Origin of the sequence: Embleya sp. NPDC127516, assembly GCF_044765325.1 — a bacterium.
Lineage (GTDB): Bacteria > Actinomycetota > Actinomycetes > Streptomycetales > Streptomycetaceae > Embleya.
The window spans coordinates 44,677-61,348 of sequence record NZ_JBIWJT010000028.1; the positions used below are offsets into that span (position 1 = coordinate 44,677).

12 protein-coding genes are annotated in these 16,672 nt (G+C 70.6%); 5 read left to right on the plus strand and 7 right to left on the minus strand.

Going from position 1 to position 16,672, the window contains the following annotated elements; all coding sequences use genetic code 11:
• Positions 1–149: 149 nt before the first annotated feature.
• Positions 150–458, plus strand: coding sequence for an antibiotic biosynthesis monooxygenase family protein (locus ACIRL2_RS38505; RefSeq protein ID WP_395859522.1), 309 nt, complete (start codon positions 150–152; stop codon positions 456–458).
• An 86-nt stretch (positions 459–544) separates the two neighbouring features.
• Here ACIRL2_RS38505 and ACIRL2_RS38510 read toward each other — a convergent pair whose 3' ends face one another.
• Positions 545–1,054, minus strand: a complete 510-nt coding sequence (locus tag ACIRL2_RS38510; protein ID WP_395859523.1) for a hypothetical protein — start codon at positions 1,052–1,054, stop codon at positions 545–547.
• Between the two features lie 108 nt (positions 1,055–1,162).
• Positions 1,163–1,951, minus strand: coding sequence for a dioxygenase (locus ACIRL2_RS38515; RefSeq protein ID WP_402238598.1), 789 nt, complete (start codon positions 1,949–1,951; stop codon positions 1,163–1,165).
• A gap of 126 nt (positions 1,952–2,077) precedes the next feature.
• Between ACIRL2_RS38515 and hrpA the strand changes: the two genes are divergently transcribed.
• Positions 2,078–6,034, plus strand: a complete 3,957-nt coding sequence (gene hrpA, locus ACIRL2_RS38520) for an ATP-dependent RNA helicase HrpA (RefSeq protein WP_402238600.1) — start codon at positions 2,078–2,080, stop codon at positions 6,032–6,034.
• Positions 6,035–6,070: 36 nt separating this feature from the next.
• Here hrpA and ACIRL2_RS38525 read toward each other — a convergent pair whose 3' ends face one another.
• The 3 genes from ACIRL2_RS38525 to lon form a co-directional block, all read right to left on the minus strand.
• Positions 6,071–6,361, minus strand: coding sequence for a YiaA/YiaB family inner membrane protein (locus ACIRL2_RS38525; protein WP_395859526.1), 291 nt, complete (start codon positions 6,359–6,361; stop codon positions 6,071–6,073).
• 116 nt (positions 6,362–6,477) lie between these two features.
• Positions 6,478–7,215 (minus strand): hypothetical protein, encoded by a 738-nt coding sequence (locus tag ACIRL2_RS38530; RefSeq protein WP_402238603.1) that lies wholly within the window; start codon positions 7,213–7,215, stop codon positions 6,478–6,480.
• A gap of 88 nt (positions 7,216–7,303) precedes the next feature.
• Positions 7,304–9,721: an endopeptidase La gene (gene lon, locus ACIRL2_RS38535; protein WP_395859528.1), complete on the minus strand. Its 2,418-nt coding sequence runs from the start codon at positions 9,719–9,721 to the stop codon at positions 7,304–7,306.
• Positions 9,722–10,059: 338 nt separating this feature from the next.
• On the opposite strand from lon, the gene ACIRL2_RS38540 reads away from it, so the two are divergent.
• From ACIRL2_RS38540 to ACIRL2_RS38550, 3 genes are all read left to right on the plus strand, one after another.
• Positions 10,060–11,301: an MFS transporter gene (locus tag ACIRL2_RS38540; RefSeq protein ID WP_402238606.1), complete on the plus strand. Its 1,242-nt coding sequence runs from the start codon at positions 10,060–10,062 to the stop codon at positions 11,299–11,301.
• A 189-nt stretch (positions 11,302–11,490) separates the two neighbouring features.
• Positions 11,491–12,096, plus strand: a complete 606-nt coding sequence (locus ACIRL2_RS38545; RefSeq protein WP_395859530.1) for an NADPH-dependent FMN reductase — start codon at positions 11,491–11,493, stop codon at positions 12,094–12,096.
• A 52-nt stretch (positions 12,097–12,148) separates the two neighbouring features.
• Entirely contained in the window at positions 12,149–13,660 is a 1,512-nt protein-coding gene (locus ACIRL2_RS38550; RefSeq protein ID WP_402238609.1) for a DHA2 family efflux MFS transporter permease subunit, read from the plus strand.
• A 110-nt stretch (positions 13,661–13,770) separates the two neighbouring features.
• On the opposite strand, the gene ACIRL2_RS38555 is transcribed toward ACIRL2_RS38550, so the two are convergent.
• Positions 13,771–14,517 (minus strand): HdeD family acid-resistance protein, encoded by a 747-nt coding sequence (locus tag ACIRL2_RS38555; protein WP_395859532.1) that lies wholly within the window; start codon positions 14,515–14,517, stop codon positions 13,771–13,773.
• A gap of 118 nt (positions 14,518–14,635) precedes the next feature.
• Entirely contained in the window at positions 14,636–16,471 is a 1,836-nt protein-coding gene (locus ACIRL2_RS38560; RefSeq protein ID WP_395859533.1) for an AMP-binding protein, read from the minus strand.
• Positions 16,472–16,672 lie beyond the last annotated feature (201 nt).

The window sequence follows — 16,672 nt, forward strand, 5'->3', positions numbered from 1 at the left end:
GGCCGGGCCGACGCCCGGTCGTCGGCGTGGCGAACCGCCCCGGCGCGATCCGCGCCGGGGCGGTTCGCCATGATCCTCCTGTCGCCCGGACCCGGATCGTTCACCCGATCCGAGCCCGGCAGCCGATCCGACCGAGCAGGGAGCCTGTCATGATCATCGAGCACGCGGACATCACCGTCGCGGAAGGTCGCGAGGCCGAATTCGAGGCCGCGTTCCTGCGGGGCCGCGAGGTCGTCGCCAAGTCCGACGGCTTCCGCTGGGCGCGCCTGATCCGCCAGGTCGAGTCGCCCACGTCGTACCTGCTGCTGATCGGCTGGGAGACCCTGGAGGCGCACACGGTCGGCTTCCGCGAGTCGGACCTGTTTCCGCAGTGGCGGGCCATCGTCGGCGAGTTCTTCGCGGTCCCGCCGACGATCGTGCACTACGAGAGCGGCCTGACCCCGGCCGACGAGGCCTGAGGCGCGGAACGCGTCGATACCGAGGTCCCTCGCCCGAGACGGGGCGGGGGACCTTCGCGTGTACCGACCCCGGGGCCCGCCCGGGCTCACTCCTCCCACAACCCGGCCACGGTCAGGCCCGGGTCGATGTCTGCCAGGGCCCGGGTCGGGTCCAGGGTGGGGAGCACCCGGTGGGTCGCCGCCGCGTGCGCGTAGACCAGCAGGAGGTCCTCGGCGGTCCAGCGGACCGAGGGCCAGACCGCGTCGCGGCCCGGGCACAGGCGGGTCAGGCGGGTGTGAAACTCGTCGAGTTCGGCCGGATTGGTGAAGGTCCGAGCCGCCTCGATCGCGTCGTGGTCGGTGCGCAGGAGCGCGTGCGTCGGCACCACGGGAACTCGCATCACGGCGTCCGGGTCGGCGTCCGACATGCCCAGGCCGCGCGCGACGCGGTGCAGCGCCGACGCCATCAGCAGCGCGACGAGCAGCCCGCTGTCCTCCCGTACGCCGCCGGACGGGAAGAACCTCGCCGCCCAGAAACGCTGTTCGGTGTTCAGGTGCTCACGCACGAGCATGCAGCCGACTCCCACGCAGCTCTGCGGCAGGGTTCTGGCAGCCATGCGGCTACGTTACGGCTCCGGTGGCGCGCCGTGGCGCAGTTCCGTTTATTTACGACATTGGCCTTATTCGGACCATCCGGCTCCGCCGCGCCATCCGGCTCCGCCGCGTCAGCCCAGTTGGATGGATCGCTTGGAGAGCCCGAACCAGAAGCCGTCGATCACCTGGCTCAGCCGGTCCAGGTCCTCGTGGCCGGCGCCGAGCGAGACGAACAGCGGCGCGAGGTGCTCGGTCCTGGGGTGTGCCAGGCGCGCGGCGGGCGCCTTGTGGGTGAAGTCGAGCAGCGCGTCCACGTCGCCGGCGCGGAACGCCTCGTCGCCCCAGTGGTCGAACTCGCTCGACCACCCCGGCGCCGGCGCGTCCGCCCGGGGATCCAGGCCACGCAGGTTGTGCGTGAAGAAACCGCTGCCCACGATCAGCACACCCTCCTCGCGCAGCGGCGCGAGCCGTCGGCCGACCTCGTACAGCCGCACCGGGTCCAGCGTGGGCAGCGACATCTGGAGCACCGGCACGTCGGCATCCGGGTACATCTCGACCAGCGGTACGTACGCGCCGTGGTCGAGGCCGCGCTCCGGCACATCCTGCACGTCGGGTCCGAGCAGCGCCCGCACCCGCGCCGCGAGGTCGGGGGCGCCCGGCGCCGGATACCTGACCCGGTAGTAGTGCTCCGGGAAGCCACCGAAGTCGTACACGAGCGGAATCGTGCGGGTCGCGCCGAGCGCGATCGGGGCGTCCTCCCAGTGCGCGGACACCATCAGGATCGCCGTGGGCCTGGGCAGCTCGGCGGACCAGGTGGCGAGCTGGCCGGTCCACAGCGCGTCGTCCGCGAGCGGCGGTGCGCCGTGACCGAGGTAGACGACGGGCATGCGCGCGGCGCCCCGGGGCGAGGTGATGTCCATGCGCCCAGGATACCAAGTAGTTCTACGTTCAACAATTGACATGACAGGAGGATCTGCCGGGGGATCGCCGTCGGGAGTAATCCGCTGGCCTGCGCCCCCGGGGTGCCACTTATCCTTGACCCCGTAATGGGAACGCCAGTAGCCACATCTCAGCTCGCCGACCTCCAGGCGCGCCTGCCCCACCTGATGCTTCGGGATCAGGACCGTCTGCGCCGTCGTCTCGACCGGACCCGCAAGAACCGCAAGGGTCCGCAGCAGGTCGCCGAGACCGAGAGCCTGATCACCGCGTTCGACGCCGCCGAGACGCGGGTCGCGAACCGGCGCGCCGCCGTGCCCACGATCGGCTACCCCGAAGCGCTGCCGGTCAGCCAAAAGAAGGACGACATCCTGGCCGCGATCCGCGACCACCAGGTCGTGATCGTCGCGGGCGAGACCGGCTCCGGAAAGACCACCCAGATCCCGAAGATCTGCCTGGAGCTGGGTCGCGGGGTGCAGGGCCTGATCGGGCACACCCAGCCGCGCCGGATCGCCGCGCGTACGGTCGGCGACCGCATCGCCGAGGAGCTGGGCGGACAACTGGGCGACGTGGTCGGCTACAAGGTCCGCTTCAACGACCAGTCCAGTGACAACACGCTGGTCAAGCTGATGACCGACGGCATCCTGCTCGCCGAGGTGCAAAACGATCGGCTGCTGCGCCAGTACGACACGCTGATCATCGACGAGGCGCACGAACGCAGCCTCAACATCGACTTCCTGCTCGGCTACCTCAAACAGTTGTTGCCGCGCCGTCCCGACCTCAAGGTGATCATCACCTCGGCCACGATCGACCCGGAGCGCTTCTCGCAGCACTTCGACGACGCGCCGATCATCGAGGTCTCCGGCCGTACGTATCCCGTCGAGGTGCGCTATCGCCCGCTCGTCGCGGAGATCGACGAGGACGAGGACGACGACGAGGAGAGCGGGGGCAAACGCCGCGCCGACGATCGTGATCAGGTACAGGCGATCAGCGACGCGGTGGACGAACTGCTCGGCGAGGCGTCCGGCGACATCCTGGTCTTCCTCAGCGGTGAGCGCGAGATCCGGGACACCGCCGAGGCGCTGAACAAACGACAGCTGCGCAACACCGAGGTACTGCCCCTGTACGCGCGCCTGTCCGCCGCCGAACAACATCGGGTCTTCCAGCAACACACCGGGCGACGCATCGTGCTCGCGACCAACGTCGCCGAGACCTCGCTGACCGTGCCGGGCATCAAGTACGTGATCGACCCCGGCACCGCCCGGATCTCCCGGTACAGCCTGCGCACCAAGGTGCAGCGGCTGCCGATCGAGGCCGTCTCGCAGGCCTCCGCCAACCAGCGCAAGGGCCGCAGCGGGCGCACCTCGGACGGCATCTGCATCCGGCTGTACTCACAGGAGGACTTCGAGTCGCGGCCCGAGTTCACCGACCCGGAGATCCTGCGCACCAACCTGGCCTCGGTCATCCTCCAGATGACCGCGCTGGGCCTCGGCGACATCGCCGCGTTCCCGTTCGTGGAGCCGCCGGACCGGCGCAACATCAAGGACGGCGTCCAACTCCTTCAGGAACTGGGCGCGCTGGACCCGGACGAGCCGGACGTACGCAAGCGGCTGACCCCGGTCGGCCGCAAGTTGTCCCAGTTGCCGGTCGACCCGCGTCTGGCCCGGATGATCCTGGAGGCGGACCGCAACGGCGTGGTGCGCGAGGTGCTGATCATCGCCTCCGCGCTGTCCATCCAGGATCCGCGCGAGCGCCCCGCGGAACACCAGCAGCACGCCGATCAGTTGCACGCGCGGTTCGCGGACAAGGAATCCGACTTCCTGGCATATCTCAACCTGTGGAACTACATCAAGGAACAGCGCGACGAGCTGTCCTCGAGCCGGTTCCGCAAGTTGTGCAAGAGCGAGTTCCTGCACTACCTGCGCATACGTGAATGGCAGGATCTGCACAGCCAGTTGCGCTCGGCCGCCAAGTCGCTCGGGATCGAGGCCGTCGGCGAACCGCAGGAGCCGAACACGCAGCACATCCACACCGCGATCCTGTCCGGACTGCTCTCGCACATCGGCCTGATGGACCCTGCCAAGCGCGAGTACGGCGGCGCGCGCGGCACCCGCTTCTCGGTCTTCCCCGGCTCGGCGCTGTTCAAGAAGCCGCCGCGGTGGGTGATGGCGGCCGAACTCGTCGAGACGTCCCGCCTGTGGGCGCGGATCGCCGGGCGGATCGAGCCCGAGTGGATCGAGCCGCTGGCCGGGCACCTGATCAAGCGCACCTACAGCGAGCCGCACTGGGAACAGAAGATGGCCGCGGTGATGGCCTACGAGAAGGTCACGCTGTACGGCGTGCCGATCGTGGCCGCGCGCAAGGTCGGCTACGGCAAGGTCGACCCGGAGCTGTCCCGCGAACTGTTCATCCGGCACGCCCTGGTGGAGGGCGACTGGCGTACGCACCACAAGTTCTTCGCGGCCAACCGGCGCCTGCTCGCGGACGTCGAGGAACTCGAACACCGGGCCCGCCGCCGGGACATCATGGTCGACGACGAGACCCTGTTCGACTTCTACGACGAACGCATCCCGGCCGATGTGGTCTCCGGACGGCACTTCGACGCGTGGTGGAAGAAGGCCCACCGGGCCGAGCCGGATCTGCTGAGCTTCGAGAAGTCCATGCTGATCAACGCCAAGGCGGGCGCGATCACCGAGGAGGACTACCCGAACACGTGGGTCGAGGAGGGCTTGGAGCTCAAGCTGACCTATCAGTTCGAGCCCGGCTCGAACGCGGACGGGGTCACCGCGCACATCCCGGTCGCGGTGCTCAACCAGCTCACCGGCGAGGGCTTCGACTGGCAGATCCCGGGCCTGCGCGAGGAATTGGTGACCTCGTACATCCGTGCGCTGCCCAAGGGCATCCGCCGCGGCTTCGTGCCGGCGCCGGACTACGCGCGCGCGATCCTGGCCCGGATCCCGGCTCGCCGGGGATCTTTGGTGGACGTGCTGGAGCGCGAGTTGAGCCGGATGGCCGGCATGCCGGTCAAGCGCGAGACGTGGGACCTGACGAAGGTGCCCGAGCACCTGCGGATGACCTTCCGGGTGCTCGACGACGACCGGCGCACGCTCGCCGAGGGCAAGGACCTGGAGGCGCTCAAGCTCAAGCTGCGCGACCGGATGCGGGCCGCGGTGTCCGAGGCGGCGAGCACGCTGGACATCGAGCGCACGGGCGTCAGCGCCTGGAGCATCGGCGAACTGCCGCGTGTGGTCGAACAGCGACGCGGGCCGCTGGTGGTCAAGGCGTATCCGGCGCTGGTCGACGAGGGCGCGTCCGTGGCGGTCCGGCTGTTCGACAGCGAACCCGAGCAGTCGCGCGCGATGCGGCGCGGAACGCGGCGTCTGGTGCTGCTGAACGTGCAGTCGCCGGTCAAGCAGATCCAGGGCCGGCTGCCCAACATGGCCAAGTTGACGCTCAGCCACAACCCGCACGGCGGCATCGACGCGCTCTTCGAGGACATCCTCGCGTGCGCGGCGGACATGCTGATCCAGGACGCGGGCGGCCCGGTGTGGGACGAGGCCGGCTTCGCGCGGCTGCGTGATCGGGTCAAGGCCGGGCTGCCTCGGCTGACCGAGGACACCGTGGTCAAGGTCGAGCGCGTCCTGGGTGCGTCGCACAACGTGGCCGGGCGGCTGAAGGCCACCCGGAGTCCCGCGCTGGCACCGGCGCTCGCCGACTTGAAGGCGCAGTACACGGCGCTGGTGCACAAGGGCTTCGTGACCGAGGCGGGTTGGCGCCGGCTGCCGGACGTGCATCGCTATCTCCAGGCGATGGAGCGCCGGTTGCAGCGTCTGGAGGCGGACCCGGTCCGAGATCGCGAGCGCATGTTGAAGGTCCATCAGATCCAGGCGGCCTACCGGGACCTGATGGACCGTCAAACCAAGGGCGGACCGATCCCGGCGGAGGTCGCGGCGGTGCGCTGGCAGATCGAGGAACTGCGGGTGAGCTACTTCGCCCAGTCGCTCGGCACACCGCAGCCGGTGTCCGACAAGCGGATCCTGAAGACGATCGAGGAATTGGGCCAGTAGGCCGGGGGCGGCGCGTCGAGCACCGCCCCTTCGGGCTCAGATCCCGTCGTTGCGGAACAGGTCGTGGTCGGTCAACAGCTTCTCCAGGCGCGCCTGGTCGACCCGGCTGACCACGGCCTCGCTCTCCTGGCGGTCGCGGACCACCTTGGCGATGGTGATGCTCGACGTCACGACGTAGAGCACGCCGAGGCCGAGGAAGGCCCGGATCCAGCGGTCCACCGGGAGGTAGACGATCCCGATCAGGACCGCGCTCACGGATACGCCGAAGGACAGCGCGGCCTGAACGAAGAAGCCCTGGGTGTTGTTGGTACGCAGCGGCGTTGTCATGGCAACAGTGTTGGGCCGACCGGGTGTTGCGCGCATGAGTAGGTGTACTCAAGTGGGACGGCCCCCGGCGGAAGGCCGGGGGCCGTACAGGTCGGCGATGTGGATGTCGGTCGGTGCTACGTCCAGCGCTTGGTGCCGTTGGTGCTGTTGGCGCACACCAGCGGTTCACCCTTGTTGTTCACCGCCGTGGCGCCGAGCTGCGAACAGAACTGGCCTCTGACCTTCACGCCCGCATCAGCCGGCGGCGGATCGGCCTTGGGCGGGTCTGCCTTCGGCGGGTCCACCTTGGGCGGATCGGCCTTCGGTGGATCGGCCTTCGGCACGTTCGCTTCGTCCTGCGCCGGTGCCGCCGGTGGCGGTTCGGCGGGAGCCGTGGTCGCGGGCGGCGGCGCTGTGCTGCTCACCGGCGGCGCGCTCGTCGGCGCCGCCGTGGTGGCGGCGGGCGCGGGCGTCGTTGCCGCACCCGAGGGGACCGGCGTCGACGTCGAGGCCGGCGTCACCTTGTCCTTTCCGGAGTCGTCCTTCCCATCGGACACCGCGTTCGCGAAGGCGACCAGGAAGACCACGCCCGCGACGATCGCGACGCCGATCTTCAGCGGGCGCTGCCAGTCGGTGTACTTCCACATCAGGAAGATGCCCACCGGCGCGAACACGACGAGCAGGACGACGATCCACAAGGTGCGTTGGTACCAGGGACGTTGTGGCTGAGGTTGCGGCGGAAACCCAGGCGGTGGCGAAGCGGACGAACCGTCTCCCCAACCCGGGCCCCCACCCGTTCCATATGACATGCCGCGAATACTGACAGCAACCAACCGAACTATCCGGCGCGTGACCGAATCGAGATTCACCGCCAACCGGCTTGTCCGATCTTGGCCGAAAGATGCTGCGCGAGCCGCCCGGAAGGCGACTCGCGCAGCAGGGTTTTCGCAGGTCGACGCAGGATCAGGCGGCGATGGTGTGCTTGGCGTTGGCCGGCTCCAGGGCCAGTTCCAGCACCTCGCGCACGTCGGCGACCGCGTGCACGGTGAGTCGGCTCAGGATCTCCTCGGGCACGTCGTCCAGGTCGGCCTCGTTGCGCTTGGGGATCAGCACGGTGGTCACACCTGCCCGCTCCGCGGCGAGCAGCTTCTGCTTCACGCCGCCGATCGGCAGTACCCGGCCGGTGAGCGAGACCTCACCGGTCATTGCCACGTCCGAGCGGACCGGCCGCCCGGTGAGCAGCGACACCAGCGCGGTGGTCATCGTGACACCGGCGCTCGGGCCGTCCTTGGGGACCGCGCCGGCCGGGACGTGGATGTGCACGCCTCGGTCCTTGAGGTCGCCCACCGGTACCTCCAGCTCCGCCCCGCGCGAGCGCAGGTAGGACAGCGCGATCTGCGCCGACTCCTTCATCACGTCGCCGAGTTGGCCGGTCAGGGTCAGTCCCGTACCGCCCGTCTCGGCGTCCGCGAGCGACGCCTCGATGTAGAGCACGTCGCCACCCGCGCCGGTGACCGCGAGCCCGGTGGCCACACCCGGCACCGCGGTGCGCTGCTCGGCCTTGCTCAGCAGCGACTCCGGGGTGTGCCGGGGCCGCCCGAGGTAGTCGCGCAGGTCGCCGGCGTCCACCGTGATCGGCAGCGGGTGCGCGTCGGCGTCCAGCGCCTGTCGGGCCGCGACCTTGCGCAGCACGCGGGCGATCGAGCGCTCCAGGGTGCGCACGCCCGCCTCCCGGGTGTACTCGCCCGCCAGCAGCCGCAGCGCGTCTTCGGTGAAGGACACCTCGGTGTCGTCCAGACCCGCCTTGTCCAACTGACGCTTGATCAGGTGGTCCCGGGCGATGACGACCTTCTCGTCCTCGGTGTAGCCATCGAGCCGGACCAGTTCCATCCGGTCGAGCAGCGGCTCGGGGATGGTCTCCAGGACGTTGGCCGTGGCCAGGAACACCACGTCGGAGAGGTCGAGTTCGACCTCGAGGTAGTGGTCGCGGAAGGTGTGGTTCTGGGCCGGGTCGAGCACCTCCAGCAGGGCCGCGGTCGGGTCGCCGCGGTAGTCCGAGCCGACCTTGTCGATCTCGTCGAGCAGGACGACGGGGTTCATGCTGCCCGCCTCCTTGATCGCCCGGACGATGCGACCGGGCAGGGCGCCGACGTAGGTGCGCCGGTGGCCGCGGATCTCGGCCTCGTCGCGCACGCCGCCGAGCGCGACCCGGACGAACGAGCGACCCATCGCGCGGGCCACCGACTCGCCCAGCGAGGTCTTGCCGACACCGGGCGGGCCGACCAGGGCCAGTACCGCGCCGGACCGCCGGCCGCCGACCACGCCCAGCCCGCGCTCCTCGCGGCGCTTGCGCACCGCGAGGTATTCGACGATGCGCTCCTTGACGTCCACCAGGCCGGAGTGGTCCGCGTCCAGGATCGCGCGCGCCTCGGCGATGTCGTACGCGTCCTCGCTGCGCTCGTTCCACGGCATTTCCAGCACGGTGTCCAGCCAGGTGCGGATCCAGCCGCCCTCGGGCGACGCGTCGGAGGCGTGCTCCAGCTTGTCGACCTCCTTGAGCGCGGCGGCCAGCACCTTCTCCGGCAGGTTCGCCGCCTCGACCCGGGCGCGGTAGTCCTCCTCCTCGCTGTCCGGGGTGCCGTTGAGCTCGTTGAGCTCCTTGCGCACCGCGGCGAGCTGCTGCTTGAGCAGGAATTCGCGCTGCTGCTTGTCCATGCCCTCCTGGACGTCCTTGCGGATCGTCTCGGCCACGTCCAGCTCGGCGAGGTGGTCCCGGGTCCAGCCGACGACCTTGGTCAGCCGCTCCTGGACGTCGACAGTCTGCAGGACCTCGATCTTTTGCTGAAGCGTCAGGTACGGGGCGTAGCCGGAGTTGTCCGCCAGGTCGCTCGGGTCCTCCAGCGCCTGTACGTGGTCGACCACCTGCCACGCGCCGCGCTTGCCCAGCACGGTGGTGACCAGGGCCTTGTACTCGCGGGCCAGCTCGTGGGTGTGCTCGTCCGCCTCGACGTCCGTCACCCGGGTCGCCTCGACCCACAGCGCCGCGCCGGGACCGGTGGTTCCGGTGCCGATCCGCACCCGGCTCTCGCCGCGCACCACCACGACCGACTCACCCCCGGGCAGCCGACCGACCTGCTCGATCACCCCGAGCGTGCCCACCGCCGGGTATTGCCCGTCGTCACGCGGAACAAGCAGCACCCGCGCCTTGCTCTCACTACGGATGCCGGGTCCGGCGGACCGCCCCGCGGCGGCCCGCGCGGCATCCACGGCGGCACGGGTCTCCGCGTCGTCGAGTTCGAGCGGGACCACCATGCCGGGGAGGACGACCACGTCGTCCAGCGGAAGAACCGGCAGGGTCAGTGTCCCGATGGTCTCGCTCATGTCATGCCCCTCAGGTAGCCACAGTCGAAAAAGTTGCGCTGCACTGACTCAAGAAACAAGAGCCCCTCTTTGTTCCCCCACCCTTCCGATCCCTGTTCGCCCACAGCGAAGCGCTTCGGCCGGCAGGCGGGGGCGGGGGTCGGACGTCGGGGGCGGCAGGTCGGGGGCCGGGAGATCGGGGGCAGGACGTCGGCAGGTCGGGGGGCGACGGGCTCGTGATGTCGAGGACGGGGTGACGTTGAGGGCGGGATACCGCCAGACCCGGGGCGGCGGGGGCGGTTGTACTGGGACTCCCCGTTGTCGGGGATCCCCTCCCCCGCCCTGCCGAAAGGGACGTCATGTCCGTCATTGCCGGAGCCGACTCGCACACCGCCGACGCACCCGGATCGGACGCGGGGCAGCCGCGCCGGTACTGGCCGGGCGTGGTGTGTCTGTCGGTCGGGATCTTCGCGATCGTGACGAGCGAGATTCTGCCGATCGGGTTGTTGACGCCGATCGGGGACGACTTCGGCGTCTCGGACGGCACTGCCGGGTGGTTGATGGTCGTACCGGGCCTGTTGGCGGCGGTCTGCGCGCCGGTGGTGACGGTGTGCACCGGGCGGCTGGATCGGCGCACGATGTTGGTCGCGCTGATCGTGTTGTTGGCGGCGGCGAACTTCCTCGCGGCCGTCGCGCCCGCGTTCTGGGTGGTGTTGGTGGCGCGGGCGCTGGTGGGGGTCACCATCGGCGGGTTCTGGTCGATCGGGGCCGGACTGGCGCCTCGGTTGGTGCGTGCGCAGCGGGTGGGTACGGCAACCGCCGTGATTTTCGCGGCCGTTCCGGCCGGCTCCGTGCTGGGTCTGCCCGCCGGTACACAGCTCGGCGAACACATCGGCTGGCGCGCCTCGTTCGTGGTCATGGGCGTGCTCGCGCTGGGCGTGGCGATCGCGCTCGCCGTGCTGTTGCCGCCGCTGCCCGCGCTCGAGGTCACCCGGGCCCGGGTGTTGCGCGATCTGCTGCGCGGCACCGGCATCCGGATCGGCCTCGCCGCGACCTGCCTGATCGTGATCGCGCACTTCGGCGCCTACACGTACGTGACGCCGTTCCTGGAGCAGGTCACCCGGGTGGACCGGGGGCTGATCGGCGTCTACCTGTTGACCTTCGGCGTGGCCGGCATCGTCGGCAACTTCGTCGCGGGCGTGACGATGGTCCGCAACCTGCGCGCGACGTTCCTCACGTGCGCGGCGCTGATCGCCGTCGCCACGCTGCTGTTCCCCCTCCTCGGCCGCCGGGGCGCGGGCGCGATCGGCCTGCTCGTGGTGTGGGGCCTGGCGTACGGCGCCATCCCGGCCTGCTCGCAGACCTGGTTCGCCCGCTCCGCGCCGCACGCCCAGGAGGCCGCCACGGTCGTGTTCACGTCGTCGTTCCAGCTCACCCTGGCAACCGGCGCGCTCGCCGGCGGCGCCGTCGTCGACGCCTCCTCCCCCTCGACGGTCATGGTGTGCGCCGGTGCCGTGGCCCTGGCCACGATCGCCGTCCTGACCGCCCTCGGCGGCCCGGACGAGGCGTCCCCGACGGCTACGGACGCGAAGCGCGCTTGAACGATTCCCCCTCGGCACCGGCAACCCCCGGGCCGGGTCCGGGTGACGACTCGGGAAGAGAAGTGCGGATCCGGGCTTGACCTGAAGTTAACTTCAACTTCTAACGTCTTCACCAGGCGCTCGGACGGCAACGATTCCGGGCCCGCACAGGACTCGTTCGCACTTCTCTTCATCTCCTTGGGGGATCCCATGAGCACCGACACGCAGACCACCACCACTCCGAAGACCTTCCGGCTGGCCGTCATCGTCGGGAGCACCCGCGAGGGTCGCTTCGCTCCGGTCGTGTCCACCTGGTTCGCCGGCAAGGCCGAGCAGCACGGGGACTTCGAGGTGGACATCATCGACCTGGCGCACGACCGGCTGCCGGACGTGTGGGCCCCGATGGGCAGCGAACCCGCCGCCGTGGTCACCGCGGTCGGTGCCCGGCTCGACGCCGCCGACGCGTTCGTGGTGGTCACGCCCGAGTACAACCACAGCTTCCCGGCCGGGTTGAAGAACATGATCGACCTGTTCCGCGGCGAGTGGCAGGGCAAGCCGGTCGGCTTCGTGTCCTACGGCGGCATCTCCGGCGGCCTGCGCGCCGTCGAGCAACTGCGCCTGGTCTTCGCGGAGCAGCACATGGTCACCACCCGGGACGGGCTGGCGTTCCCGATGGCCTGGGAGAAGTTCGACGCGGACGGGCAGCCGGTCGACGTCGCGGGCACCGACGCCGCGGCCAAGGTGATGCTCGATCAGCTCGCGTGGTGGACCGACGCCTCCCGGTCGATGCGCGCGCGCCGCCCGTACGGCGTCTGAGAACCGTCCGGGAAGCCGCCGCCATTCCTCCGCCGAACGCCAGGAGCCCGTGATGGCAACGACCACCGCCCCGACCGCGAGTGCGCCCGCGGCCGACGTCCCCACCCCTTCCCGAAGCATCGCGGCGATCGCCCTCGTGGTCGTCCTCGGCTCGGTGATGTCCGTACTCGATGTCACCGTCGTCAACGTCGCGCTCAACCACCTCGCGCAGGACTTCGACGCCCCGCTCGCCACCATCCAATGGGTGGCGACGGGATACACACTGGCCCTGGCCACGGTCATCCCGGTGGCCGCGTGGGCGATGGGCCGGTTCGGCACCAAACGCCTGTACATGTTCTCGATCGGCACCTTCGCGGCCGGATCCGTGCTGGCCGGACTGGCCTGGTCGGCCGAATCGCTGATCGCCTTCCGGGTCCTCCAGGGGCTCGGCGGCGGCCTGATCATGCCGGTCGGGATGACCATCCTGGCCCGGGCCTCGGATCCCGCCCGGATGGGCCGCACGATGGCCATCCTGGGCATCCCGGTCCTGATCGGCCCGCTCGCCGGCCCGATCCTGGGCGGCTGGCTCGTGGACGACGTGTCCTGGCGCTGGATCTTCTTCATCAACGTGCCGATCGGCGCGATCGCCCTGGGGCTGGCCGCCAGGGTCTTCCCGCGGGACACCCCGCAGCCGACCAAACCGCTGGACGTGCCCGGGCTGCTGATGCTCTCCCCCGGTCTGGCGCTACTCATCTACGGCCTGGCCACCGGCGGCGACAAGGGCGACTTCGGCTCCACCGGGGCGCTGGTGCCCGCCGTGCTCGGCGCGCTCCTGGTGGTCGGCTTCGTGGTCCGGGCCCTGCGGATCGAACACGCGCTGATCGACCTGCGATTGTTCCGCAGCCGCCCGTTCGTGGCCGCCGCGGGCACCATGGTGCTGTTCGTCTGCGCGTACTTCGGCTCGATGATGCTGGCCCCGCTGTACTACCAACTGGTGCGCGGCGAGAGCGCCACCGCCTCCGGCCTGCTGGGCGCACCGCAGGCGCTGGCCACCGCGCTGTCGATGCAGGTCGCCAGCAGGCTCAGCGACCGGGTCGCGCCGGGACGGATCGTGCTGGTCGGGATCGTGGTCGCCGCCTCCGGGTTCCTCGCCTTCACCACGCAGGTCGCCGCGGACACCCCCTACTGGGTGCTGATGTCCTGCCTGTCGGTGATGGGCGTCGGGGTGGGCATGACGCTGATGCCGACCACCGCCTCCGCGCTGCGCGCCATGTCGCACGAGCAGGTCGCGGTCGCCGGTACCACCTTGACCATCATCCAGCAGGTCTCGGCCGCGGTCGGCGGGGCGCTGATGTCGGTGCTGCTGGCCGGCGCGATGCGGGACGGCCTGCCGGCCGGGCAGGGGGCCGGTGGGCTCGGCGAGTTGCACTCGTTGTCGCCGGCGGTGGTCACCGAGATCGGGCCGCGGTTGGCGGACGCCTTCCAGGGGACGTACTGGTGGGCCGTGAGCTTCATGGCACTGGCGTTCCTGCCGGCGCTGCTGATGAGCCGGCGCACACCCGCGGCGCACGTCGAGGCGAGGTAGGTCCGCCGCTTCGCCGGCCGCCGACGCACCATGGGCCCCTGCCGGGGCGGGACATCATCGAACGCCGGACGGGCTGCGACCAGCCCGTCCGGCGTTCGATGGCGTCCGGCCTACACCTCGTCGTCGCGTCGTTTCGTCATCGTGTCCGGGCCCTTGAAGGTGCCTTCCCTGGTGCCGTCCCGTTCGGCCTTCCACTCGGCGGAGGCCGGGTCGCCGGAGACCTCGTCCGCCGCGGGCGACCCCGCCTCCGGGACCTCCGCCTCGCGGACCATGCCGACGATCCGACGGCCCGTCAGGCCGAGGCTGACCAGGCTCAGTCCGTCGAAGAGCAGGGCCAGCGAGATGAACGTACCGATCGCGTAGCGGCTGCTGCTCGGCCATTCGGCCAGCACCAGCAGGCCCAGGACCAGGTCGACCACGCCGACCAGGACGGTCCAGATCATCTTGGCGGACATGCTCGCGACGCCGCCCACGATCCGGAACATGCCCGCGCCCAGCAACAACAGGGCCACGAACAGGGTGAGCGCCTCGGCCGCCACCTCGGGCCGGCGCAACAACACCACGCCCGCCGCGATGTTGAGCGCGGAGACCGCGACCACGAGCCAGAACGCGTTCTCCTTGCGCGCCTGGATGGCCTGGACGAACCCGACCACGCCGCCGATCAGCAGCAACCAGCCGAACAACACCATCGTGGTCAGCGTGGCCACGCCCGTGTAGACCAGACCGACGATCCCGCCGAGCACCAACACCGTGCCGAGCACGACCAGCAGGCCGAACCCGAATCCCTTGCCGCTGCGCCGATGCCGCCCCGCGCCGGACTCGGCGGTCGGTCCCGTGACGCCGTTCGTGCTGTCCATGGGTGCCGCTCCTCGGATCTGCCACGCCCGCAAAGTCGCGTGCGTGTTACGCCTTCCCATTGGAAAGCGACATATCCGCACGATCAGCTATCCGCATGACCGAGAGCGGCGAACGAGGTCAGCGCCGCGTTCCCGGCGGCAACGACGGCGGCAGCGCGGACCGCACCGGGGACAGCGCGGGTGCGAGCGCCGGCCGCGCCGCGGGCATCGGCGTCGCCGCCGACACCGCGACACCGCGCACCGCCGGGCCCGGACGATCGGCCAGACCCAAAAAGTGCCGGCGCAGGCGGTACTTCTCCACCCGCCCGTTCGGCGTCCGCGGCATGCGCGCGACGATCCGCACGTGCTCCGGCCGCATGTACGCGGGCAACGACTGCGCGCACCACGCGCGTAGCTCGTCCGGGTCGAGCGGACGACCCGGCTCGGGCTCGGCGTACAGGACCACCTCGTCCTCGTCGTCCCGGTCGGCGGGCACCCCGAACACCGCGCCCACCGCGATGTCGGGATGCTGGTTGACCAGGTCCTCGATGTGGTAGGCCGACACGTTCTCGCCGCGGATCCGGATCCGGTCCACGACCCGGTCGACGAAGTGCAGCAGCCCGTCCTCCTCGTCGAGCACCGCCGCGTCGCCGGTGTGGAACCACAGGTTGCGGGTGGCCTCCGCGATGCTCAGCGGATCGTCCACGTACTCCTGCACCAACAGGCCCGGCAGATGCGGGCGGACCGCGAGGTGGCCGACCACGCCGCGCGGCACCGGACGGTCGTGCTCGTCCAGGATCGCCACCCGGGCGAACGGCAACGGCGCGCCCAGACAACCCTTGCGCACGATCCGCGCCCCGTCGACCACCGGTACGCCCAACCGGGAGCACACCTTCGCGACCGCCGCCGGCGCCAGCCCGCGCCGCAGCGGCGCCGGGGTGACCTCGCTCGGGTCGAGCCCGACCAGGACGGCCGCGATCGGCAGGCCCGTCTCGACCTGCCCGTAGCCGGCCACCACGGTGTCGATCCCGAACCGGCGCGCGAACGCGTGGTGGGTCGGCGGCAGCGGCTGCATCAGCACCGTGCTCAGCGGGTTGTTCCGCTCGCCGCGCCGCTCCGGCGCGCCCGCGAGCCAGCCCACCATCGTCTCGGTCAACACCGCGCCGGTGGCCCCCGCCGAGGCCACGCGCCGCCAGAAGTCGACCGGATGGAACCGGTCCCACAGCGAAACGCCCGCGCCCGCCCACGCGGCCCGGGCCAGTCCCGCGAACGCGCCCTGGACCGAATGCAGCGGCAGGTCCACGTGCACCACGTCCTCCGGCGTGGTGAGCCGGCGCAGCAGCAGCGTGTACGAGGCCAGCCAACGGTGCGCCAGCAGGGCGGCCTTGGGCCGCCCGGTCACCCCTGCGGTGTGCACGATCATCCCGATGTCGCCCGGGTCGATCGTCACCGCCGGCGGCACCGCGCGGGCCAGGAAGTTGGCGTAGGCGATCTCGGGGTAGCCGTGCGGCGGCCTGGGGCCCACCGCGTCGTGCACGGTCAGCCTCGGCAGCCGGTTCAGATGCGGCCGTACCGTCTCCAGCGTGTGCACCAGCGCGCGTTCGGTGACCACCAGCAGCGGCTGGGTGGCCTCCAGTTGCTCGACCAGCAGATCGCCGATCGCGTCCGCGTCCAGCGGGCAGTACACCGCGCCGGCCTTCCAGATGCCGAACATCCACAGCGCGGCGGCGTACGCGCTGCGGCAGTGCACCGCCACCCGGTCGCCGCGCCGGATGCCCGCCCGGGCCAGGTTGCCGGCGATCGTGTCGGTGGCCCGCTTGGCCTCGGCGTAGCTCAGGTCCAGGCCGTGTTCGCCGTAGTGGATGAAGACCCGCATCGGGGTGCGCACCGACCACTTGTCCAGTGCTTCGGTGACCGACTCCCCGTCCGCGGCGAGTTCGGCGGCGAGACCCGCCTCGAGTTCTTCGGCGGTCATGACTGGTACAGCACCCCCTGCGACGCGCGGCATCCCGGAAGGTCCCGGCTGAAGTCCGTGCGGGTAGCTCGATCACACGGGGAGACGAACATATCGCCTGAGTGCATCGCTTGGGGGCCCGGGCGCGGGCTTCCTACCGGTGAGTTCAGCGCCTAGCATCCAGGTGGCCCGGTTGTCGACGGTGCGTCGGTGTCGATGAAC

Coding starts and splice junctions, on each gene's coding strand:
- ACIRL2_RS38510 (WP_395859523.1), bottom strand. CDS start 1,054: ATGGCTGCCAGAACCCTGCCGCAGAGCTGCGTGGGAGTCGGCTGCATG.
- ACIRL2_RS38555 (WP_395859532.1), bottom strand. CDS start 14,517: ATGGACAGCACGAACGGCGTCACGGGACCGACCGCCGAGTCCGGCGCG.
- ACIRL2_RS38560 (WP_395859533.1), bottom strand. CDS start 16,471: ATGACCGCCGAAGAACTCGAGGCGGGTCTCGCCGCCGAACTCGCCGCG.
- ACIRL2_RS38540 (WP_402238606.1), top strand. CDS start 10,060: ATGTCCGTCATTGCCGGAGCCGACTCGCACACCGCCGACGCACCCGGA.
- hrpA (WP_402238600.1), top strand. CDS start 2,078: ATGGGAACGCCAGTAGCCACATCTCAGCTCGCCGACCTCCAGGCGCGC.
- lon (WP_395859528.1), bottom strand. CDS start 9,721: ATGAGCGAGACCATCGGGACACTGACCCTGCCGGTTCTTCCGCTGGAC.
- ACIRL2_RS38545 (WP_395859530.1), top strand. CDS start 11,491: ATGAGCACCGACACGCAGACCACCACCACTCCGAAGACCTTCCGGCTG.
- ACIRL2_RS38550 (WP_402238609.1), top strand. CDS start 12,149: ATGGCAACGACCACCGCCCCGACCGCGAGTGCGCCCGCGGCCGACGTC.
- ACIRL2_RS38525 (WP_395859526.1), bottom strand. CDS start 6,361: ATGACAACGCCGCTGCGTACCAACAACACCCAGGGCTTCTTCGTTCAG.
- ACIRL2_RS38515 (WP_402238598.1), bottom strand. CDS start 1,951: ATGGACATCACCTCGCCCCGGGGCGCCGCGCGCATGCCCGTCGTCTAC.
- ACIRL2_RS38505 (WP_395859522.1), top strand. CDS start 150: ATGATCATCGAGCACGCGGACATCACCGTCGCGGAAGGTCGCGAGGCC.